The 21,477-nt window shown below is 29.6% G+C and carries 22 protein-coding genes and 1 pseudogene; 20 read left to right on the forward strand and 3 right to left on the reverse strand.

Translation table 11 applies throughout. The annotated features are described in order from the left end of the window. Positions 1–109 precede the first annotated feature (109 nt). A complete protein-coding gene (locus tag ACH2CG_RS15575) occupies positions 110–655 on the forward strand; it encodes an anti-sigma factor domain-containing protein (protein ID WP_395066849.1) in 546 nt (181 codons plus the stop codon). An 89-nt stretch (positions 656–744) separates the two neighbouring features. Here the strand turns inward: ACH2CG_RS15575 and ccsA are convergent, their stop codons facing one another. Then, positions 745–3,885: a cytochrome c biogenesis protein CcsA gene (gene ccsA, locus ACH2CG_RS15580; RefSeq protein WP_395066851.1), complete on the reverse strand. Its 3,141-nt coding sequence runs from the start codon at positions 3,883–3,885 to the stop codon at positions 745–747. Between the two features lie 150 nt (positions 3,886–4,035). On the opposite strand from ccsA, the gene ACH2CG_RS15585 reads away from it, so the two are divergent. The 6 genes from ACH2CG_RS15585 (at position 4,036) to ACH2CG_RS15610 (ending at position 8,641) form a co-directional block, all read left to right on the forward strand. Then, positions 4,036–4,797: a Rossmann-like and DUF2520 domain-containing protein gene (locus ACH2CG_RS15585; RefSeq protein ID WP_395066853.1), complete on the forward strand. Its 762-nt coding sequence runs from the start codon at positions 4,036–4,038 to the stop codon at positions 4,795–4,797. Beyond that, positions 4,781–5,308 carry a KdsC family phosphatase gene (locus ACH2CG_RS15590; protein WP_395066855.1) on the forward strand — a complete coding sequence of 176 codons (528 nt, stop codon included), beginning with the start codon at positions 4,781–4,783 and terminating at the stop codon, positions 5,306–5,308. Before ACH2CG_RS15585 ends, ACH2CG_RS15590 begins: the two co-directional genes overlap by 17 nt. 251 nt (positions 5,309–5,559) lie before the next feature. Then, complete coding sequence (locus ACH2CG_RS15595) at positions 5,560–6,486, forward strand: geranylgeranylglycerol-phosphate geranylgeranyltransferase (protein ID WP_395066857.1); 927 nt, start codon at positions 5,560–5,562, stop codon at positions 6,484–6,486. After that, entirely contained in the window at positions 6,479–7,063 is a 585-nt protein-coding gene (locus ACH2CG_RS15600) for a Maf family nucleotide pyrophosphatase (RefSeq protein ID WP_395066859.1), read from the forward strand. The genes ACH2CG_RS15595 and ACH2CG_RS15600 overlap by 8 nt, the downstream gene beginning before the upstream one ends. Before the next feature lie 44 nt (positions 7,064–7,107). Beyond that, positions 7,108–7,353, forward strand: coding sequence for a hypothetical protein (locus ACH2CG_RS15605; protein ID WP_395066861.1), 246 nt, complete (start codon positions 7,108–7,110; stop codon positions 7,351–7,353). A 109-nt stretch (positions 7,354–7,462) separates the two neighbouring features. Beyond that, positions 7,463–8,641 (forward strand): AI-2E family transporter, encoded by a 1,179-nt coding sequence (locus ACH2CG_RS15610; protein ID WP_395066863.1) that lies wholly within the window; start codon positions 7,463–7,465, stop codon positions 8,639–8,641. Positions 8,642–8,668: 27 nt separating this feature from the next. Here the strand turns inward: ACH2CG_RS15610 and ACH2CG_RS15615 are convergent, their stop codons facing one another. Further along, positions 8,669–9,586: a cation diffusion facilitator family transporter gene (locus tag ACH2CG_RS15615; protein WP_395066865.1), complete on the reverse strand. Its 918-nt coding sequence runs from the start codon at positions 9,584–9,586 to the stop codon at positions 8,669–8,671. Positions 9,587–9,869: 283 nt separating this feature from the next. On the opposite strand from ACH2CG_RS15615, the gene ACH2CG_RS15620 reads away from it, so the two are divergent. From ACH2CG_RS15620 to ACH2CG_RS15675, 12 genes are all read left to right on the forward strand, one after another. Next, positions 9,870–10,523: a porin family protein gene (locus tag ACH2CG_RS15620; RefSeq protein ID WP_395066867.1), complete on the forward strand. Its 654-nt coding sequence runs from the start codon at positions 9,870–9,872 to the stop codon at positions 10,521–10,523. 69 nt (positions 10,524–10,592) lie between these two features. After that, positions 10,593–10,850, forward strand: a complete 258-nt coding sequence (locus ACH2CG_RS15625) for a YtxH domain-containing protein (protein ID WP_395066869.1) — start codon at positions 10,593–10,595, stop codon at positions 10,848–10,850. 11 nt (positions 10,851–10,861) lie between these two features. Further along, positions 10,862–11,221, forward strand: coding sequence for a hypothetical protein (locus tag ACH2CG_RS15630; protein WP_395066871.1), 360 nt, complete (start codon positions 10,862–10,864; stop codon positions 11,219–11,221). Beyond that, entirely contained in the window at positions 11,208–11,591 is a 384-nt protein-coding gene (locus ACH2CG_RS15635; RefSeq protein WP_395066873.1) for a hypothetical protein, read from the forward strand. The genes ACH2CG_RS15630 and ACH2CG_RS15635 overlap by 14 nt, the downstream gene beginning before the upstream one ends. 67 nt (positions 11,592–11,658) lie before the next feature. Further along, positions 11,659–12,498 (forward strand): MlaE family ABC transporter permease, encoded by an 840-nt coding sequence (locus ACH2CG_RS15640; RefSeq protein WP_395066875.1) that lies wholly within the window; start codon positions 11,659–11,661, stop codon positions 12,496–12,498. Further along, entirely contained in the window at positions 12,498–13,259 is a 762-nt protein-coding gene (locus ACH2CG_RS15645; protein ID WP_395066877.1) for an ABC transporter ATP-binding protein, read from the forward strand. Before ACH2CG_RS15640 ends, ACH2CG_RS15645 begins: the two co-directional genes overlap by 1 nt. Before the next feature lies 1 nt (position 13,260). After that, complete coding sequence (locus tag ACH2CG_RS15650; RefSeq protein ID WP_395066879.1) at positions 13,261–13,980, forward strand: MlaD family protein; 720 nt, start codon at positions 13,261–13,263, stop codon at positions 13,978–13,980. Between the two features lie 100 nt (positions 13,981–14,080). Then, a complete protein-coding gene (locus tag ACH2CG_RS15655; protein ID WP_395066881.1) occupies positions 14,081–14,485 on the forward strand; it encodes a hypothetical protein in 405 nt (134 codons plus the stop codon). A gap of 102 nt (positions 14,486–14,587) precedes the next feature. Next, positions 14,588–14,917, forward strand: a complete 330-nt coding sequence (locus tag ACH2CG_RS15660; protein ID WP_395066883.1) for a hypothetical protein — start codon at positions 14,588–14,590, stop codon at positions 14,915–14,917. Between the two features lie 148 nt (positions 14,918–15,065). Further along, positions 15,066–15,506, forward strand: coding sequence for a hypothetical protein (locus ACH2CG_RS15665; RefSeq protein WP_395066885.1), 441 nt, complete (start codon positions 15,066–15,068; stop codon positions 15,504–15,506). 145 nt (positions 15,507–15,651) lie between these two features. After that, positions 15,652–18,138: a PIG-L family deacetylase gene (locus ACH2CG_RS15670; protein ID WP_395066887.1), complete on the forward strand. Its 2,487-nt coding sequence runs from the start codon at positions 15,652–15,654 to the stop codon at positions 18,136–18,138. A gap of 351 nt (positions 18,139–18,489) precedes the next feature. Then, positions 18,490–20,184, forward strand: a complete 1,695-nt coding sequence (locus tag ACH2CG_RS15675) for a sodium:solute symporter (RefSeq protein WP_395066889.1) — start codon at positions 18,490–18,492, stop codon at positions 20,182–20,184. A 62-nt stretch (positions 20,185–20,246) separates the two neighbouring features. On the opposite strand, the gene ACH2CG_RS15680 is transcribed toward ACH2CG_RS15675, so the two are convergent. Further along, positions 20,247–21,101: a DUF2911 domain-containing protein gene (locus tag ACH2CG_RS15680; RefSeq protein WP_395066891.1), complete on the reverse strand. Its 855-nt coding sequence runs from the start codon at positions 21,099–21,101 to the stop codon at positions 20,247–20,249. 136 nt (positions 21,102–21,237) lie between these two features. On the opposite strand from ACH2CG_RS15680, the pseudogene ACH2CG_RS15685 reads away from it, so the two are divergent. After that, a pseudogene (locus ACH2CG_RS15685) lies at positions 21,238–21,477 on the forward strand (cell division inhibitor); the annotation flags it as partial.

Genomic DNA, 21,477 nt, shown 5'->3' on the forward strand with positions numbered 1-21,477 from the left:
GTTTTTTCTAACTCAATAGAATTAATTGTAGATTTGGTATCATTTAATTTATTGTATTGATAGCCAACGCCAATTAATAGTGCAATTGAAACATGGAAAAGTAATTGACATGAAATCTAAATCAAATACCTCACAATATTTGAGTTGGGCAGCTTCAATTGCACTATTAATTGGCGTTGGCTATCAATACAATAAATTAAATGATACCAAATCTACAATTAATTCTATTGAGTTAGAAAAAACAAATTTAGAAAAATCAGTAGTAAATTTAGAATCTAAAAACAAGCAAACAGCTACTGCTTTAAATGTTGTTAGAGATACTAAAAATACAGTTGTTACGCTAGCAGGACAAGCTGTTGCGCCAACATCATCTGCAAAGATTTATTGGAACAAAGAAACAGCAACTGTTTATGTAGATGCATCTGGATTACCAGAACCACCAGCAGGAAAAGTATATCAAATTTGGTCTTTAAAATTAAGCCCAACACTAACGCCTACAAGCATTGGTTTATTGGAAGACTTTAAAGGAAACAACGAAAAATTATTTGCTGTAAGTGGCACAACTGGTGCAGAAGCATTTGGAATTACTTTAGAACCTGCAGGAGGAAGTAAATCTCCTACAATGGAACAATTATATACTTTAGGAAAAGTATAAGTTTTAAACCCTAATTAAACTAAAAAAGGTTCGGCAATAATTGCTGAACCTTTTTTTATTGAATAAACTGAAGTTTTTTTAAAACAAGATTAACTCTTAAAAACTTTTCTGTATCTACTATAAACTACTGCAGAAAACACCAAGAAAACTATCAATATGTACATATAGATTTCTACGTTTTGTTTTTCTCCACTTGCATAAGAGTGCATTCCTGCTAAGTGAAAATTTACTCCAAAATAAGTCATTAAGATAGATGCAAAAGCCAAAACACTCATAAAGTTGAACGAAAACAATCCTCTTAACGAAGGAACAAAACGAGCATGAATTACAAAAGCATAGACCATAATACTAATTAGTGCCCAAGTCTCTTTTGGATCCCAACCCCAATATCGACCCCAACTTTCGTTTGCCCATTGTCCGCCAAGAAAGTTTCCAATGGTTAACATAACTAATCCAATTGTTAACGCCATTTCATTTATATAAGTAATCTCTTTTAGATGTAAACTCATTACTTCTTTGTTCTTTTTATTGGTAAACAACATCAAGATTAGAGAAACTATTCCTAAAACCATTCCTAATGTAAATGGACCATAACTTGCAACGATAACGGCAACGTGAATCATTAACCAATACGAATTAAGAACAGGTTGCAAATTGGCAATCGCTGGATCCAACCAACTTAAATGAGCAACCATCAAAATCATTGATGCTACAAAAGTTCCTGAAGCAACCGTTAATTTAGATTTTCTATCAAACGCTAAAGTAAAAAACATAGTTGCCCATGCTACATAAATCATACTTTCGTAGGCATTACTCCATGGTGCATGTCCCGAAACATACCAACGTGCAATTAATCCAAGTGTGTGTAATGCAAATAAAAATCCGATGAAGATATGGAAACAATTGATTACAATTCTAATAGGTTTTGTATTGAAAAAGATTGATACAATGGTCATAATTAGCATTAAACTTCCTGCCAACATATACAACCAAAATAAATTTCTAAAAACATCATATTTATTAAGTGCAATTTCCGACGAAATTTGATCATCGCTTGGTCTAACTTTACTTCCGTATTTCTTCTGAAAATCTTCAATACCAGACAACATAGTATTTGACAAAGTAAAATTACCCGATTTATTTGCCTTAGTTAATGCATCAAAATAATAGGGCAAGGCATCTTTAATTTTATCTAAATCTGTTCCTGTAGGTTGATTTAACTCTAAGTAAGAAACCCATTTATTATTTTTATCATTTGGTACAGGAAAAATTTTCAGGATTCCACCAAATAATGCCGAACTCATAAGATTTATCTTTTTATCAGCTTCTATAAAGTCTTTTTGAAATTGGTCAGGATTGGTTGTTTTGTATGCCTCTTCTAGATAAGAAGACAATTTATAGTTGAATTTTTTATCAAAAAAACTTCTAAAAGTGGCATACTTTTCTTCTTTTCCTAATCCAACAATTTTTCTAATACTATCGTTTCCTACTTTAATATAAATGATGGGAACTTCCATCCATGCCGTAGGAAATTGTGTCATTGAAACAAATACTTGATCAGAATTCATATCTTTATATGTATCGCTTTTACTAACTTTTCGCAACAATTCTGAAGAAAAAGTATTTATCGGATACATTCTTCCATCATTGTCTTGAATAATTAGTCGACCAAATTTTTCTGCTTGCTGCTCAGGAATTTTATACTTTAAGATAGAATCTATAAAATTCAGTTTTTGCGTATGCATTTCATGATTTTGTGAAAAACCCGAAAAAGACAACAACAAGATAAGCACTGTAATTAATTGCGATTTTTTAGTCTTGATCACCTCAAGCTTTCTTTTAATATCGGCAAAACGTGAATGTTTGGTAAATAAAATAGCCATCATAGCAAAAAATAATAAGAAGTAACCAATATAAGTAATCATTGTTCCCCAATAATCATGATTTACAGACAAAACCGTTCCTTTCTCATCTGGATCAAACGACGACTGAAAAAATCTATAACCTCCATAATCTAAAATATGATTCATGTAAATATCTGCGTTGCTCTTTTTTCCTTTATCATCAACCGTTACTTTACTTTCATAAGAAGAATAACTTTTTTCTGTTCCTGGATATTTTTTGGCAATAAAATCATTCAGTTTTATGTTAAATGGTAAATCGTACACTTTACTTCCAAAGAATAAAGTATATTCTAATTTTCCTATTTTAACAACCTTTGGTTCTCCAGCTTTTCCTTTAGAGCCAACTAAAGTCAAAACTTCACTTTTTCCATCGTTTGAAATAGTTACAGTCAATGCATCATCACCTTTTTTAGATTTATAATTTCCGCTAGAAACTAAATCTTTTACACCTTTCATTGGTTGATCTGGAAATACAAATTGTGCACCACCAACACTATACAACGATCTAAACATTAATGGTTGTTCGGCATCTTTCAATAATTTGCCTTGAAATTTATCTATCATTCGCATAAAGTTTCCTTCAAATGGTGCGTTTACAGTTGTAGTTTTTCCGTCTGTAGTAATGTTAACTGCTCCTTTTGTTGGTTTGTTTAAAGCAAAAAGTAAGTTATGAATGTTTTGAACTTCACCTTGTTTTAAATAATGTTCGTGTCTTGTTCCTTCACCCGATTCTACTAATTTTAAATAAAATTCTCCTTTTTCGGATGCTTTAATTGTTTCTTTAACATCCATTGCAAAGTTGGTATAACTTATTTCAAATGGCGTTGTATCAAATTTGGATGCTATCGAAAAGTTATTGGTTGCAAATGGCCAAAAAGTTCCTTCAGAAAGTAGCAATGGTTTTTCAAAAACTCTTCTTCTCAATTCACCTTTATAATCGCCATCTATAAAAACAGTTAAATAACTTTTATCCGAAAAAACTTGGTTAGACGTTGCTCCTTCTCTAATTGGCATCATACCTTCATAACTCACATAACGTGTAATTCCGGCGCCAATAATTATAAAAATCCAAGAAAGATGCAAAATCAAAGTTGCCCATTTTTCTTTTTTGTACAATTGATAACGCTTGATGTTTCCAAAAAAATTGATGAAAAAAAACACCATTATCAATTCGAACCAAGTCGTGTTGTAAATCCAAATTCTTGCAGTATCGGTATTGTAATAGCTTTCAATAAATGTTCCTGCTCCCATTGCTGCGGCAAAAACTAAAAATAAAACAGCCATTAATCTAGTAGAAAATAAAATCGAAAGTATCTTTTTTTGCATGATGCGAAATAAAATTTTTAAAGTAGCACAAAAGTAAATTAAATATGTGAATTTTAATTTATTTTAAGGAGTATTTAAGTCATTTTTAAGAGCCGTTGATTAAAAAACAGAATCCAATTCTATTTCAAAAAAAATGAATATTTTAGCCAAATGATTTCAATAACCATAATTGGCTCGGGAAATGTAGCGCAGCATCTTATAAAAGCGGTATCTAAATCTATTGATTTAGAGCTAGTTCAGGTCTTTTCACGTAGTAAAGAATCGGTTTTGCATTTGGTTCCAAACGAAAAAATTATTTCAGAAACTTCTCTTTTTAAAGAAGCCAATTTGTATTTAATTGCCGTTTCCGATGATGCAATTAGTTCCGTTTCCCATTTACTACCATTCAACAATAAATTAGTAGCGCATACTTCTGGAAGTGTTGCAATAGAGGAATTGAGCAATTCCAACAGAAAAGCAGTTTTTTATCCGTTACAAACATTATCAAAAAATAAAGAAATCAATTTTAAAGAAATTCCGTTGTGCCTTGAAGCTCAAAATGAAGCCGATTTAAAACTGATAAAACAAGTTGCCAACAGTATTTCTGACAAGGTATTTGAAGTAAATTCTGAACAACGAAAATCACTTCATGTGGCAGCAGTTTTTGTAAGTAACTTTGTAAACCATTTGTACAAAATTGGAAATGATATTTGTCTAGAACACAACGTACCATTTGATATTTTAAAACCTTTGATACAAGAAACGTCCAAAAAAATTGAATTACTTTCGCCAAATGAAGCACAAACTGGTCCGGCAAAACGCAAAGATTCGCAAACAATAAACAAACATTTAGAAATTCTTACCGATCAAAATCAGAAAGAAATATATAAAATATTAACAAAATCAATTATTGATAATGACAAGAAGTTATAAAGAAATATTAAACCATATCACCACTTTTATATTTGACGTTGATGGCGTTTTAACCGATAGTTCTGTTCACATTACTGCAACTGGCGATATGCTTCGCATCATGAATATTCGTGATGGTTTTGCAATGAAAGCGGCGCTAGAAAGCGGTTATAACGTTTGTATTATATCAGGCGGAAACAATGAAGGCGTTAGAATTAGATTGAGAAATTTAGGCATTCACGATATTCATTTGGCAAGTCCAAACAAAGTAGAAACGTTTAAAGAATACACCGAGTTGTATGCAATAAATCCAGAAAACGTCTTGTATATGGGTGATGACATTCCAGATTATCATGTGATGCAATTGGTAGGTTTGCCAACGTGTCCGCAAGATGCAGTTGCCGAAATTAAAGCGATATCTAAATACATTTCACACAAAAATGGCGGAAAAGGTGCCGTTCGTGAAGTAATTGAACAAGTGATGAAAGTGCAAGGAAAATGGCACCTTTATTATGACGGAAAACATGATTAGTTTCGGGTTTCGAGTTTCGGGTTTCGGGTTTGACTTTTTAAATTGATTTTTGAAATTGATTTTTGAAATTGATTTTTGAAATTGATTTTTGAAATTGATTTTTGAAATTGATTTTTACTACACCGTCACTTCGAGTGTTTCATAAAATGCGTTTAGCTTTTTTATGAAATGTATCGAGAACTTTTAAAAGATAGACTAGTGTAAGTTTTAGTTTTATAGAATAAATACAACAATAATTACAATAATAAATAATGAAGTTTTTACAATTAATACGATACAAAAACCTGTTTTTACTTGCCTTGATGCAGTTAATTTTTAGATTTGGATATTTAGAACAAATAAAAATTCCGTTGTCAATGTTTTACTGGCAATATGCTTTGTTAGTTTTATCAACCGTTTTAATTGCTGCTGGTGGCTATGTTATTAATGATATTTTTGATCAAGAAACCGACCAAGAAAACAAACCAAATGAAGTGTTTATTGGCAAATATATTTCAGAAAGTAATGCCTATACAATTTATGCCGCTTTGACAATAACCGGAGTTGCTCTTGGTTTTATTCTTGCCAATTCTGTTTCGCATCCCAATTTTGCTATACTATTTGTATTGATTGCTACACTACTCTATTTTTATGCAAGTACATTAAAACAAATTGCCTTAATCGGAAATATTCTTGTTGCTGCATTGTTGGCATTTAGCGTTATTATTATTGGAATATTCGATATTTATCCCAACACATTTGAAGTAAATCAACAACAAATGGCAGTAGCTTTTTCAATCTTAATGGACTATGCAAAATTTGCTTTTATAGTAAATCTAGTTCGTGAAATAGTAAAAGATTGCGAAGACATTAAAGGTGATACTTTGCAAGAAATGAGAACGTTACCAGTTAAAATTGGAGTTGCTAAAACATCAAAAGCGGCATTTTTATTATTACTTTTACCAACTTTATATTTGTTTTATTATCTAAATAATTATCTGTTTAGTAACAATTTATATTATGGTACAATCTACATGTTGATTTTTGTAATTGCACCGTTGATTCTTTGTCTAGTTCGACTTTGGAACGCTAAAGAAAAAAGTGATTTTCATCAAATAAGTACGTTATTAAAGTGGATTATTTTCTTCGGAATTTTATCTATTGCAGTTGTAACTTTTAACATCAAATACCATGTTTAAAGAATATAAAATAATTTTGGCCTCAGGTTCGCCCAGACGTCAACAGTTTTTTAAAGAATTTGATTTTGATTTTGAAATTAGATTAAAAGATATCGAAGAAATTTATCCAGAAACATTACAAGCCGAAGAAATAACCAATTATTTAGCCAAGCTAAAAGCCCAAGCATTTGATGAAGAATTAAATGAAAAGGAACTACTTGTAACTAGCGATACAATTGTTTGGTTGAATGGAAAAGCATTGGGTAAACCCAAAGATTATGACGATGCTTTTCAAATATTAAAATCATTATCTAATGAAACTCATGAAGTAATTACTTCCGTTTGTTTTAAAACTAAAGATACAATTGATACAATTTTTGATACTACAAAAGTAACTTTCAATACACTTTCTGACGATTCAATTCGTTATTATTTAGATAATTACAAACCATTTGATAAAGCTGGAGCCTACGGAATTCAGGAATGGATTGGACTTATTGGAATTTCTAAAATTGAAGGTTCTTACACAAATGTGGTTGGACTTCCTACAGAAAAAGTATATAGTTATTTAACACAATCGATAACAAATAAATTGTAATTTTACAAGTCATTATCTAAAACCTACAGTAATTTTAAAATATAATGGAAACCGAAGAAGAAATCAACGCAAAAATCTTGAAGATTACAATGGTAATCCATGATAATTATCCCGAATTATCAAAGTATTTAAACGAGATGCCAATTACAGTTCCAATTGATAAAAATCCAGAAATAAATGTGAAAAATCTTCACAAATATTACGATTCATTGTTAACATTATTTAGGAATTATGTAGCTGAACATCAGCTAAATTACATTAATCAAAGAACAAAAAGCGGTCATTTATAGACTGCTTTTTTCATTTAATTATATAAAAAATAATATAAATTTTGTAAATTCTATTTCATAGCTTCCAGATACCTTTGCTTTTATAAAACTAAAAAAACAACACTGTATCTTGGAAACTATAAAACTACCTTTTTATGCTAAATTAACGTTTGTTTTGTTATCAATTATAGCAATAACATTCATTTTTTATATTGGACAAAATATTTTAATTCCCATACTTTTAGCCTTTCTGTGCGCAATTATTCTTAGACCAATTGTTACTTTTTTAAAAACCAAATTACGTTTTCCGCATGTTATTGCAGCAATTTTTGCCGTTACAATTTTTGTTTCTTTAATTATTGGAATATTTGCTTATATATCCTTTCAGGTGAGTGATATCGTTAGTGATTTTGATAAAATTGAAAAAAATATATCGATACATTTAAATAATATTCAGCACTTTGTTAGAGATACTTTTCATTTAAGTTCACGTGAGCAAAAAGCCTATATAAATGAAGCCACAACAGACTCAATGCAAAAAGGAAAAGAACTTTTGGGCGTAACACTATCCTCCTTTTCCGATACACTTTTAAACCTAATATTGATACCTATTTATATATTTCTAATATTACTTTATAGAACTCACTTTATTGTTTTCTTGACCAAATTGTTTAAAAAAGAAGACCATCCAAAACTTTTTGAAATAGTAGGCGAAATAAAAATTGCTGTAAAAAGTTACATTGTAGGATTGATTTTAGAAATGATTATTGTTTCCGTTTTAACATCTATTGGATTAATGATAATTGGTGTTGAATATGCAATTCTGCTAGGAATAATTACAGGACTTTTAAATTTAATTCCTTACATCGGGATATTATTTGCAGGCATATTAACCATTCTTGTATCACTAACTGGTTCTGCCGATCTTTCTATAATAGTTGGTGTTATTGTTGTGAATGTAATAGTTCAATTGATAGACAACAATTTAATAGTTCCTTTAGTGATAAGTTCTAAAGTAGAAATTAATGCCATTGCCTCTATTGTAGGAATAATAATTGGAGGTGCAATTGCCGGAATTTCTGGAATGTTTCTTGCTATTCCAATCATTGCAATACTAAAAGTGATTTTTGATAGAATGGAATCACTTGAACCTTGGGGATATTTACTAGGTGATGATTTGCCAAAAACCTACCAATGGCACAATATTAAACTTCCGTTGTATGATTTTGAAAATTTTACAGAAACTAGTACAATTGACAATGAGATAAAAATTGAAATTGTAAAAAACAATGAAACGATAGAAAGTTAATGTTTTATTTAAAAAATGGTATTTAAACTAGCAATTTTCTGGAATTGTAAAATTGGTTTCAATCGTTGAGTGATGAATGTTTAGATGTTCTAATTCATGTTTAATTTTATTTTTAATATTTTCAATTTCAATATTTGAAAGATTGGCAGAAACTACTAAATGTCCTGTCATTGCATTTTGAGTAGTACTAATTGCCCAAACGTGAAGATGTTGAAAATCTTTTACACCATCTATTTTTAATATTTGCATTTTTATTTCATTAAGATCTACAGTATCTGGAACGCCGTCTAGTGACAATCGCAAACTGTCTTTAAGTAGGCTCCAAGTACTCGCAATAATTACAAAACAAACAATTAAACTCAATAATGGATCTATCCAATATAAATGAGTATAATGAATGAGGATTCCACCAACAACCAATCCTAATGAAACTAGTGCATCCGAAGCTAAATGCAAAAATGCAGATTTTACATTAATATCTTTTTCTTTATCCTTAAAGAACATAAAAGCCGAAATTCCGTTTATTAAAATTCCAACTGTAGCAACGATAGCTATAATTTTTCCTGGTATTGGTTGCGGATTTTGAAATCTAAAAATGGCTTCATATCCAATTGCACCAATCGAAATTAAAAGTATTACTGAGTTGAGCAAAGAAATTAAAATGGAGGATTTTTTATAGCCATAAGTATATTTTTCTGACGCCTTGGAACTTGATAATTTAAATGCCAACATAGCCAATGCTAATCCAGCTACATCAAGAAAATTATGACCCGCATCAGAAAGTAATGATAACGAATTGATATTAATTCCGATAATTACTTGAAAAACAACATAACCCAAGTTTAAAACGATACCTATAATAAAGGCTTTGTTTAGACTAGTAATTTTGGGAGTATGGCTATGAGAATGTCCTTTATGATTTTCTTGCTTATGATGGTGATCCATTTTTTAAATTTTAAATTTATTACCCAACTCTAATGAAGATTATTTATTGAAATTTAATGACTGTAAAATTATAAATCTAAAATAGATACTAAGTAATAAATGTTGATTTTCTTTCAATAACTGTTCATTTTATTGTTTTTAGTGCCTTTTAGGGCTCATTTTGGTCAAAAGTGTGAATTCTATAAAACTTCAACGATTTTCTGTAACATAACTACTTTACATATCGTGCAACTTTGTACCATCAAATTAAAGCAAGTAAAATTTAAATTAAAAAAGAAAAATTATGAAAACACAATCTAAAAAATTAGCATTAATCGCAGCACTTTTTATTGGAACAATAGGATTTGCTCAAGAAACAAAAGTAGATACATCGTCAGATTCTAGAAGCGATTTAAAAATTGGATTGAAAGCAGGTGTCAACTTCTCTAATGTATATGATGAAGAAAATCAAGGATACGTTGCCGATGGTAAAGCTGGATTTGCAGCTGGTGCCTTTTTATCAATTCCTTTGGGTAAATATATTGGATTTCAACCTGAGGTAATGTATTCTCAAAAAGGGTTTAAAGCAACTGGATCTGCACTAGGATTTGGTTATGAATTTACTAGAACAACAAATTTTATTGACATTCCGTTACAATTACAAATTAAACCTCTTGAACAATTAACGTTTTTAGTTGGTCCGCAGTTTTCTTATTTGTTAGAAACAAAAAATGAGTTTAATGGTACAACTTCAACAACGCAAGAAGATGCAGTTAATAATGAAAACTACAAGAAAAACATCTTCGGATTTGTGGTTGGTGCCGATGTAAACCTTGAAGATTTTGTAATTTCTGGTCGTGCAGGTTGGGACATTAGCAAATCAGACAAAGACGGAAATGATACAACTCCAAGATATAAAAATCAAGTAGTTCAATTAACACTAGGATATAGATTCTAAACTAAAAAAGCAACAATTGGGTTTCAATATTAAAATTGAAACCCAATTAAAATTTTAAAAATTATTATCATGAAACAAGGAAATGTAGTTGTCGGATTATTGGCTGGAGCAGCTATCGGCGCAGTTTTAGGAATTTTATTTGCACCTGAAAAAGGTTCTGATACAAGAAAAAAAATCGCTAATAAAGGAAAAGATTCTTTAGACGATTTAAAAAACAAATACAATGATGCTATCGATCAATTAACATCTAAACTTGATAAAGCTAAAAATAATGGCTTAAAGATGTATGAAGACGGAGCAGATTTAATTGAAAGTACTAAACGATAAACTTCAATAAAATGAAAGATAAAGTAATATTAGTTGAAATGCTAATCGAGAAAATAGAGCAATTTGGTAAAACCAATTTAGAACTCTATAAGTTGCGAGCAATAGATAAGTCTACAGACGTATTTGCATCTGTAACAACTCGAGTTGTGCTGTTCAGTATTATTGCTTTATTTTTCTTTTTAATAACTATAGGTTTATCATTATACTTAGGAGATATTTTAGGTAAAACCTATTATGGTTTCTTTGCCATGGCTGGATTTTATGCTTTTGTAACTATTTTATTTTTAATCTTTAAAAATAAACTAGAAGACATTTTCAACAATTATCTAATCAATCAAATTTTTAAAGAAAAAAAAGATGCAAGTAATTAAAGATAATAGGTCGTTAGCCAAAGCAATTGCTGATCTTGAAAATGTAAAAAAATCGGAAGCCAATTTGCTAAAAGAGCATTTTAATTTTACTGTTGACAGCTTAAATCCTATTAATATGGTTAAAGAAAAATTTAATGAAACTTTTAATTCACCCGATTTGAAAGGAAAAATTTTTTCAACCCTATTTAGTGTTGGCACTGGATTGTTAACCAATAATTTAATTGTGGGAAGTTCTTTAAATCCTATTAAGAAAATTGCGGCCAATTTAATTCAAAACCAAATAGTTTCCTTATCACAAAATACAGATGCTATTAAAGAAAAAGGAGTTACATTTTTACAAGACACCTTACAAAAACTAAAGATAAAGTAACATTACTACTATTCTAACCTTTGAAAAAAAATTTCTAATTTGATGATTAGAATAATAATTACATCCTATGAAAAAAATTATTTCTATCAAAAAAATTAAAGAATTTACTACCCATAAAACCATTGCAATATCAAATAAATCAATAGAAAAATCCTCTAAAATTTCTATTTTTTTGACCGATATTTCCAATGTTTTTTTGTTTTTAGTAAAAGTATTCAAAAACACTTTCTCAAGAGAATTTGAATTTAAAGAATTTCTTAAACAGTGTTACCAAATAGGAAATAAATCATTCGCATTAATATCTGTAACAGGAACAATTATCGGACTTGTTTTAACCATTCAATCGCGTCCTGTTTTAATAAAATTTGGAGCAGTAAATATGCTGCCCAACATGGTATCAATATCATTAATAAGAGAAATGGGACCTGTTATTACTGCTTTAATTTGTGCTGGTAAAATTGGTTCAAGTATGGGTGCAGAATTGGGTTCTATGCGAGTTACAGAACAAATTGATGCCTTAGAAGTTTCGTCTGCCAATCCTATTAAATATTTAATTGTTCCTAGAGTTTTGGCAGCAACATTAATGATTCCGCTACTCACAATTTATGCAGATGCTTTGGGCTTACTAGGAAGTTGGATAGGAACCAACATTAAAGGCGACTTAAATTTTGTTTTATTTATTTCTCAAGCTTTTGGAAAAGTAGATTTTATGGATTTCATTCCAGCAGTAATTAAATCATTTTTCTTTGGATCTGTTATTGGTTTGGTTGGATGTTATAAAGGTTTTAATGCTGGTCGTGGAACAGAAAGTGTTGGTATTGCTGCTAATACAGCTGTTGTTACGGCATCATTTTTAGTAATTCTTGTAGATTTAATTGCTGTTCAAATAACCGATTTATTACTATAATGAAAAAAGAAACTACACCACAAACGGTAATTGAAATAAAAAATCTTCAAAAAAACTTTGGAAATTTAAAAGTTCTCAATGACATTTCATTACACCTTAACAAGCAAGAAAATCTAGTTGTTTTGGGAAAATCTGGAACAGGAAAATCTGTTTTAATAAAGTGTATAGCACGATTGCTAAAAGCAGATAGCGGTACAATAACAATTTTAGGACAAGAAGTTAACAATCTTAAAAGTAACGAGCTAAACGAAATTAGAAAAAAAATTGGATTTCTTTTTCAAAGTGGTGCTTTGTACGATTCTATGACCGTTAAAGAAAATTTAGAATTTCCTTTGCGACGAATAAAAAAAGATTTATCTGATGCCGAAATAGATAAAAAGGTTCAAGAAACATTAGAAAACGTAGGACTAAAAGATGTCTTAAACAAAATGCCATCAGAACTGTCTGGCGGAATGCGAAAAAGAATTAGCCTTGCTAGAACCATAATTATAGATCCAGAAATAATGCTTTATGATGAGCCAACAACAGGTTTAGATCCAGTAACAGCAAGAGAAATTAGCGAATTAATTAATGACATTCAAAAAAAATATAAAACCGCATCAATAATTATAACCCACGATATGGAATGTGTTCGAATCGTTGCCGATAGAATTATAATGCTTAAAGAAGGTGACGTTTATAAAGAAGGAACTCTAAAAGAATTTGAAAATTCTAAAGATGAATTTATAAACGCTTTTTTTCAAACTAAAAAACAAAATTAATATGGAAACTAAAACCGAAGGATTTAAAATTAGATTAGGAATATTTATAATTGCTGGATTTGCACTTTTCTTATTGGCAATTTTTATTATTGGAAAACAGAAAAATTTATTTAATCCTGTCTTTAAATTGTCAACTAAATTTCAAAATGTTAGTGGTCTTCAAGTAGGAAGTCCTATTCGTTTTTCAGGTATAAATGTAGGAACTGTAGATAATGTAGAAATTATTAATGATTCTATGGTAAAAGTAGATTTGGTAATTAAAAAAGAAGTCCAAAAATTTTTACATACAGATACTAAAGCCGGAATTGGATCGGAAGGAATTATTGGTGATAAATTGATAGTATTATCTCAAGGAAACCCAAAAAGTAAACTTGTTAAAGACGGACAAAATATCGCTTCTGTAGAACCAATTGAAACAGATGTTATAATGAGAAGTCTTGAAACAACTGCCGGAAATGCTGCACTGGCAACAGGAGAAATAAATGAAATTCTAGTTAAAATCAATAATGGCGAAGGAACATTAGGTAGACTTATTCAAGACAAATCTATGGCTAATAATCTAGATAAAACTTTAATAAATTTAAAAAATAGCTCAAAAGGATTGGATGAAAATATGGAAGCTGCAAAACATAACTTTCTGCTAAAAGGCTATTTTAATAAGAAAAAAAGAGCCGAAGAAAAAAAGAAAAAAGCAGCAGAAAAAGCTAAACAAAATAAATAAAAAAAAATTTAAATGTGCTAATTATACAAATTAAAACTAAAATTTAATAACATTTTAAAAAGCTATTATTTAGACCTTTATAGTATTAAAATTAAAGGTTATGAAAAATTCAATTCAAGTATTTAGCATCCTGTTACTACTCTCTTTTTGTTCAATTATGGCACAGTCCAATTTAGAAAAAAATACAGAAGTAGAAACACTAAAATTAGATGCTACAACAGTGATGTTTCGCTATTATTTCTACCCAAATCTTGATACCTATTATGATAGAAAAACATCAGAATATATTTTTAAAAAAGAGGGTAACTGGGTTAAAGAATTAGAAATTCCTTCTGCATATAGAGGTTATTCTATTTACAACAATTATAGAGTTGAAATAGCAGACTATAAAGGTGAAACTCCTTATGAAAACTTATCTGAAAACAGAAAAAAATTTCCTTATTATACTAACGATAGAAAAGGAAAGTTAGCAGCAATGAAAGCACAACAAGTAGTTTCCAATTGAAACATGTGAATTATATAAATTAATATAAGAAATGTATAATTTATTCAATGATATGTTTAGCAATTTTACAGTATCAAAATTTTAACTTAAAACCAATTTATCATGAAAACTAAAATTAACAAATTGACCTCTTTCTTAATGATATTAACATTGTCATTAACCGTAATTCCTACAAATGCTTTTGCAAAAACTATTGAACCTACAACAGTTTCAGCAAATCCAAAAGAAATTCCAGCAGAAGTAAAAATAATGCTTAACCGATTGGAAGAAATAAAAGCAATGGACAAGTCGGACTTAAGTTCATCAGAAAAAAAAGTACTTCGTAAAGAGGTTAAAGCAATAAAAAGTTCATTAAAAGCAACCGGTAATGGCGTTTACCTTTCTGTAGGTGCAATTATTATTATTGTATTACTTTTAATTCTTATATTGTAATAATAATCATATAGTTACAAAATAAAAATAGTGCTATTTATCTTTTTTTTTTTAGTTAATCATTTCACAAAATACCCTTTTTGGTATAGTAATTGAACCTTTAAAAGAACTAGTTAAATAGCATTATTTAATTTAAAAAAAAGAAAATATGAAAAAAGTAAAATTATTGATTGTTACAATTTTATTCTTAACAATCGCAAATATTCAAGCGCAAGTATCTGTAAATGTAAATTTTGGAACTCCACCAGTTTGGGCTCCAGCAGATAGAGTTGAAACACAATACTATTATTTGCCAGATGTTGATGCTTACTATGATGTTCCTGCACAGCGGTTTATATACATTAACAACGGAGTTTGGATAAGATCAGCATCATTGCCTGCAAGATATAGTAATTATAATTTAAGAGGCGGAAGAGTTGTTTATCTCACAGATTATAGAGGAAATTCTCCTTATGTTTATCACAAAAATCATAAAGTAAAATATAAAAAAGTATATGTGCAGCCAAGAAAAACAGTATATATAGATAATGATGATCATGGAGGTCACAAAGAAAAAAACCACGGAAAAGGAAAAAAACATAAAGATTAAATTAGTTTATTGGTTATGTTCGAAAGAGTAAAAGCAAATTTGTTTTTACTCTTTTTTTGTTAAAGAAATTCCAAATTTTAAGAAAATATTTATAGTCCATTATATAATTACTACTTTTGAAACTATTGCAAAAAATACTTTCAAAATGAAGCATTTCAAAATTACTCTAGTATTCCTTTTTATTTTTCAAATAACAAATGCACAACAACCCATTAAACCAAATGCTGTAGAGATTTATCATAAAATAGAAAAATTAAATTTTCTAGGTTCTGTACTTTACATTGCGGCACATCCAGATGACGAAAATACCAAATTGATTTCCTATTTATCTAATGAAAAAAATGCTCGAACTGGCTATTTATCATTAACTCGTGGTGATGGAGGTCAAAATTTAATTGGACCAGAGTTAAGAGAATTACTTGGAGTGATTAGAACTCAAGAACTAATAGAAGCACGAAAAATTGATGGTGGAGAACAATTTTTTTCCAGAGCAAACGATTTTGGATTCTCTAAAAATCCTGATGAAACTTTACAAATTTGGGATAAAAATCAAGTTCTTAGTGATGTAATTTGGGTAATACGAAACTTTAAACCCGATGTAATCATAAATAGATTTGATCATCGTTCGCCAGGGACAACTCATGGCCATCATACTTCGTCGGCCATGTTAAGTGTTGAAGCTTTTGATAAAGTTAATGACGCCTCAATTTATCCAGATCAATTACAACTAACTTCAACTTGGCAACCCAAACGCTTGTTTTTTAATACTTCATGGTGGTTTTATGGAAGTAAAGAAAAATTTGATGCAGCCGATAAAACCAATTTAAGTAAAATACAAACTGGTGTTTATTACGAACAATTTGGAAAATCCAATCAAGAAATTGCAGCATTAAGCAGAAGTCGTCATCAGTCACAAGGTTTTGGCAGCTCAGGAACACGTGGTGAAGAAGAAGAATACTTAGAATTTTTAAAAGGCGAGTCATTGCAAGATAAAACCAATATTTTTGAAGGAATTGATACCACTTGGAACCGAGTAAAAAACGGAAAAGAAATTGGAGAAATTTTATCAAATGTTCAAATAAATTTTGATTACAAAAACCCAGCAACTAGTATTCCCGAATTGTTAAAAGCTTACAGTTTAATCAACAAATTAGAAGATTTACATTGGAAAAAAATAAAACTAGAAGAAATAAAAAAAATTATTTCAGCTTGCACCGGATTGTATCTTGAAGCGACAACTAAATCTAATGAAATTACTAAAAATAAACTATTTATGGTTGATTTAGAAGTAATTAATAGAAGTTCAGTAAAGATGATTTGGAAAGGTATAGAATCATTTTCGGTATATAAAAATATTCTAAAAGATACTGAATTAACTAACAATATTTCTAAGATTGTAAGTGTCGAATTAAACATCCCTAACGAATTTCAATACAATCAACCCTATTATTTAAAAGAAAAAGGAACCGTTGGAATGTATCGTGTAGAGGATCAAAAAAATATTGGAAAACCAGACATAATTAGAGAAGCAACTGTAATTTTTCTAATTGAAATAAATGGCATAACAATTCCGTTTGAACGAAATATAGTTTATAAATATAATGACGATGTAAAAGGAGAAGTTTACCAACCGCTAGATATTGTTCCTATTGTAACATCATCAATTCAAGAAAAAGTATATATTTTTCCAAACAATAAAGATAAAATTGTTAGCGTAAAGATTAAAGCAGGAAAAGAAAACATAAACGGTGCTGTTCATCTTGAAGTTCCAAATAATTGGAAGGTTACTCCTACTTCAATTGCATTTTCAATAAAAAATAAAGACGAAGAACAAATGGCGGTTTTTACAGTTTCACCGTCTAAAGATGCTTCAGAAATTGTTATAAAAAGTATTGTTACTGTAGATGAAATTCAATATGATAAAGATAAAATTGACATCAATTATCCACATATTTACAAACAAATGGTACTAAAACCAGCCGAATCTATGGCTATAAAACTAAACATCAAAACCAATAACGAAAAAATAGCTTACATAATGGGTGCAGGTGATGAAGTTCCTAAAAGCTTGAAGCAAATGGGGTATGAAGTTTCAATCATAAAACCAGAAGAAATTTCGACAGAAAAATTACAAAATTTTGATGTAATCATGACCGGAATTAGAGCCTACAATGTTGTAAATGGATTAGCATTAAAACAAAATATTTTATTAGATTTAGTAAAAAATGGTAAAACAATGATTGTGCAATACAATACAATGGACGAATTTGTAACCAAAGATTTTGCCCCATATTCATTGAAAATATCGAGAGATAGAGTTACCGAAGAAAATGCCGAAGTTAGATTTCTAGCTCCAGAAAATCCTATTTTGAATGTTCCTAACAAAATATCAACAAAAGATTTTGAAGGTTGGAAACAAGAACAAGGATTGTACTATCCAAGTGAATGGGATAAGAATTTTATACCCATAATTTCTGCTAATGACAAAGGCGAAACTCCCAAAAATGGAGCAATACTAGTTGCCAATTACGGAAAAGGAAAATACATTTACACCGGAATTTCTTTTTTTAGAGAACTTCCAGAAGGAGTTGCTGGTGCTTTTAGACTACTTGCAAATATGATAGCTTATTAATATTTTGCACTATTTTCATTTATAGATTAGATAAAAAATCATATTAAATAGATGAAGATAATGAGATTTAATTCCCTAACATTTTTTTTAACCTGTTAGGATAAAAGTAAACTTGGAGCAATAGTTCTTATAAAAAATTAATAGGTATTTTAATCCTGAATAAAATACCATTTTAAATAAATATATCGGGTAAAGCAGAACAAATAATTTAAAAAAGATAAAAGTTATGCTTCTAAAAACAAGAAAAATGGAAAAACAAAATAAACTCAAAAATAGTTACACTTGGTTGTTAGTTATTAACGCCGTTTATATTATTATCTTTTTTATATTAATGCAAATTTTCTCTTAGTTATGCAACAAATAGACTGGATAGTATTATCGGTAACGCTTTTATTTATAGTAACTTATGGCGTATATAAAACCAAAGGCAGTAAGAATGTAGAAGACTATATTCTGGGCAATAAACAAACCAATTGGTGGACAGTTGGATTATCTGTAATGGCAACTCAAGCCAGTGCCATAACGTTTTTGTCTACTCCAGGACAAGCCTATCAAGACGGAATGGGTTTTGTACAATTTTATTTTGGTTTACCAATAGCAATGGTAGTTATTTGCGTAACTTTCATTCCTATATATCATAAACTCAAAGTATTTACTGCTTATGAATATTTAGAAAACCGTTTTGATTTAAAAACTAGAACTTTAGCATCTATTTTATTTATGATTCAGCGTGGTTTGGGAACAGGACTTACCATTTATGCTCCATCAATCATTCTCTCTACATTGTTGGGATGGAATTTAACTATGCTAAATATCATCATCGGAATTCTTGTAATAATTTACACCTATTCTGGAGGAACTAAAGCAGTAAATGTTACTCAAAAACAGCAAATGTTTGTCATAATGAGCGGAATGTTTATTACTTTTTTCTTGATATTGCATCTTTTACCCAATGAAATGACGGTTTCTAATGCGCTGCATATTGCTGGTGCAAATGAAAAGATGAATGTAATAGATTTCTCATTTAATCCAGAAACTCGATATACTTTTTGGTCCGGAATTGCAGGTGGATTTTTCTTGAGTTTGGCCTATTTTGGAACCGATCAGTCGCAAGTTGGACGCTATTTATCAGGAAAATCCAATAAAGAAAGTCAAATGGGATTGATAATGAACGGATTTTTAAAAGTTCCGATGCAGTTTTTTATTCTATTAATCGGAGTATTGGTGTTTGTTTTTTTTCAGTTTAATGATGTGCCTCTAAATTTCAATCCTGTAAACAAAGAAACGATAGAAAAATCGGCCTACGCAACACAATATCACGGATTGGAAAAACAATTAAAAGACTTAAATGAAGAAAAAAAAGAATACAATTTATTGTACATAGACCATTTGAATCAAAATTATGACAATCCAATTTTAAGAAATAAATTAGTAGCACTTTCAGGAAAAGAACGCGATTTGAGAGATCAAGCCAAAGAATTAATAACAAAAGCCGATGCTAAAGCAGAAACTAACGATAAAGATTATGTATTTTTATATTTTATTCTAAACTATTTACCCAAAGGATTAATTGGATTATTACTTGCAGTAATCCTTTCGGCAGCAATGTCATCATCAGCTTCTGGTCTAACGGCATTAGCATCTACAACTGCAATTGATATTTATAGACGAAACTTAAAAACACCCAAATCCGATAAACATTTTGTAGATGCCACTAAGTATTTCACTTTACTTTGGGGAATAATTGCCATTTTATTTGCTTGTGTAGGAACACTTTTTGAAAATTTAATTCAGCTAGTAAATATAGTAGGATCGATATTTTACGGAACCGTTTTGGGAATTTTCTTAGTAGGATTCTATATAAAATATATAAAAGCTGCTGCAATTTTTTACAGTGCTTTAGCTAGTCAATTATTGATTTTTTATATTTATTATCTAGATGTTGTAAGTTTCTTGTGGCTCAATTTTATTGGCGCATTGCTAACAGTTATTTTATCATTTGTAGCGCAACTAATTTTAAATCAAAGACAAAAAATAACAATTTAATGTTAAAAATAAAAGCCCCAAAATCAATAGATTTTGGGGCTTTTACATTAAAAAAAGTATGCTTATTTTTTACTCCACTCAGCGATACTCTCAGTATTCATTTTAACATAATCATTATTTTTAGCTTTTTCTGCACCAGTCAATGATAATTTTGCAGTTTCAATTGCTCCTTTTTTATCATTCAATTTTACTTGAATCAAAGATTTTTGACGCAAATACCAAAAAGGAACATCTTCACCAGTTTTAGTCATGGCAATTGCTTTGTTTACATATTCTAAAGCTTTATTCATATCTGCATTAGATTGAAAAAAATACTGCCCAGACGAAAAATAATCTCCAGCAGATGGACCAGCCAAAGCTTTAGTAATGCTAGCAATAGCCGTTTTTTGTGTAGGAACATCAAACTTTAATGCTACAACTGTTTTCTCCCAAGCAATTTCCAAATCGGCCGAATCATTATTAACATTATTAATCGCTAAAGTAAAAGTTTCAACATTTCTATTAGTCATAATTGGTTTTGCGTTCGCTCTCAAAACTACATTTTCCTCTTTCCACTCTTCTGGATTACCCCAATTATCAGTAGTTTTGTAGAAAATAATTTCCCAATTGTCAGCTTTTGGTAACGTGTACAAAGAATATTTTCCTTTTGCCAATGTCTTACCATCTATAGTAACATCGTCACTAAAAGAAATTAGTGTATTTGAATTGGCTCCAGTTCTCCAAATTTTTCCAAAAGGAACTAAATCACCAAAAATAATTCTTCCTTTGGCACTTGGACGAGAATATTCTAAATCTACAGTAGTTAAACCAACAACTTGTTCTACAGTCGATTTAGGACTAGCTTGAGGTGTTTTAACCTGAGCCTGAATAACAAAATTAGCAACCATCATCGCTAACACAATAAATATTTTTTTCATAATTCTAATTTTTAGATTGTCAAAATTACAAATTGTATTGCTATCAAATGTTAATATAAACTTAAATCAAATCATTATCTGTTTAACTTTTATTCTAAATTATTAAACATTTTATATCTTTACAAAAATATTAATAATGAAAATTTACCGTTTACACACAAAACAAAATTTACCTATATCAATTGATCAAGCTTGGAATTTACTTTCCGACCCAAAAAATCTTCAAAAAATTACCCCAGAATACATGGGTTTCAAGATTCTTTCTGGAGCCGATAGACCAATGTTTTCAGGACAAATTATACAATATATTGTAACTCCTGTATTAGGAATTCCTGTAAAATGGGTTACCGAAATCACTCATGTAGAGCATAAAAAA

Source organism: Flavobacterium sp. (assembly GCF_043778725.1).
In the GTDB taxonomy this organism is placed as follows: Bacteria; Bacteroidota; Bacteroidia; order Flavobacteriales; family Flavobacteriaceae; genus Flavobacterium.

What these genes read in the sequence shown, in the direction of transcription:
- ACH2CG_RS15595 (WP_395066857.1), top strand. Translation starts at nt 5,560, where the DNA reads ATGAAGTTTTTACAATTAATACGATACAAAAACCTGTTTTTACTTGCC.
- ACH2CG_RS15680 (WP_395066891.1), bottom strand. Translation starts at nt 21,101, where the DNA reads ATGAAAAAAATATTTATTGTGTTAGCGATGATGGTTGCTAATTTTGTT.
- ACH2CG_RS15625 (WP_395066869.1), top strand. Translation starts at nt 10,593, where the DNA reads ATGAAACAAGGAAATGTAGTTGTCGGATTATTGGCTGGAGCAGCTATC.
- ACH2CG_RS15635 (WP_395066873.1), top strand. Translation starts at nt 11,208, where the DNA reads ATGCAAGTAATTAAAGATAATAGGTCGTTAGCCAAAGCAATTGCTGAT.
- ACH2CG_RS15660 (WP_395066883.1), top strand. Translation starts at nt 14,588, where the DNA reads ATGAAAACTAAAATTAACAAATTGACCTCTTTCTTAATGATATTAACA.
- ccsA (WP_395066851.1), bottom strand. Translation starts at nt 3,885, where the DNA reads ATGCAAAAAAAGATACTTTCGATTTTATTTTCTACTAGATTAATGGCT.
- ACH2CG_RS15585 (WP_395066853.1), top strand. Translation starts at nt 4,036, where the DNA reads ATGATTTCAATAACCATAATTGGCTCGGGAAATGTAGCGCAGCATCTT.
- ACH2CG_RS15645 (WP_395066877.1), top strand. Translation starts at nt 12,498, where the DNA reads ATGAAAAAAGAAACTACACCACAAACGGTAATTGAAATAAAAAATCTT.
- ACH2CG_RS15600 (WP_395066859.1), top strand. Translation starts at nt 6,479, where the DNA reads ATGTTTAAAGAATATAAAATAATTTTGGCCTCAGGTTCGCCCAGACGT.
- ACH2CG_RS15665 (WP_395066885.1), top strand. Translation starts at nt 15,066, where the DNA reads ATGAAAAAAGTAAAATTATTGATTGTTACAATTTTATTCTTAACAATC.
- ACH2CG_RS15605 (WP_395066861.1), top strand. Translation starts at nt 7,108, where the DNA reads ATGGAAACCGAAGAAGAAATCAACGCAAAAATCTTGAAGATTACAATG.
- ACH2CG_RS15575 (WP_395066849.1), top strand. Translation starts at nt 110, where the DNA reads ATGAAATCTAAATCAAATACCTCACAATATTTGAGTTGGGCAGCTTCA.
- ACH2CG_RS15670 (WP_395066887.1), top strand. Translation starts at nt 15,652, where the DNA reads ATGAAGCATTTCAAAATTACTCTAGTATTCCTTTTTATTTTTCAAATA.
- ACH2CG_RS15590 (WP_395066855.1), top strand. Translation starts at nt 4,781, where the DNA reads ATGACAAGAAGTTATAAAGAAATATTAAACCATATCACCACTTTTATA.
- ACH2CG_RS15620 (WP_395066867.1), top strand. Translation starts at nt 9,870, where the DNA reads ATGAAAACACAATCTAAAAAATTAGCATTAATCGCAGCACTTTTTATT.
- ACH2CG_RS15640 (WP_395066875.1), top strand. Translation starts at nt 11,659, where the DNA reads ATGAAAAAAATTATTTCTATCAAAAAAATTAAAGAATTTACTACCCAT.
- ACH2CG_RS15615 (WP_395066865.1), bottom strand. Translation starts at nt 9,586, where the DNA reads ATGGATCACCATCATAAGCAAGAAAATCATAAAGGACATTCTCATAGC.
- ACH2CG_RS15650 (WP_395066879.1), top strand. Translation starts at nt 13,261, where the DNA reads ATGGAAACTAAAACCGAAGGATTTAAAATTAGATTAGGAATATTTATA.
- ACH2CG_RS15675 (WP_395066889.1), top strand. Translation starts at nt 18,490, where the DNA reads ATGCAACAAATAGACTGGATAGTATTATCGGTAACGCTTTTATTTATA.
- ACH2CG_RS15655 (WP_395066881.1), top strand. Translation starts at nt 14,081, where the DNA reads ATGAAAAATTCAATTCAAGTATTTAGCATCCTGTTACTACTCTCTTTT.
- ACH2CG_RS15630 (WP_395066871.1), top strand. Translation starts at nt 10,862, where the DNA reads ATGAAAGATAAAGTAATATTAGTTGAAATGCTAATCGAGAAAATAGAG.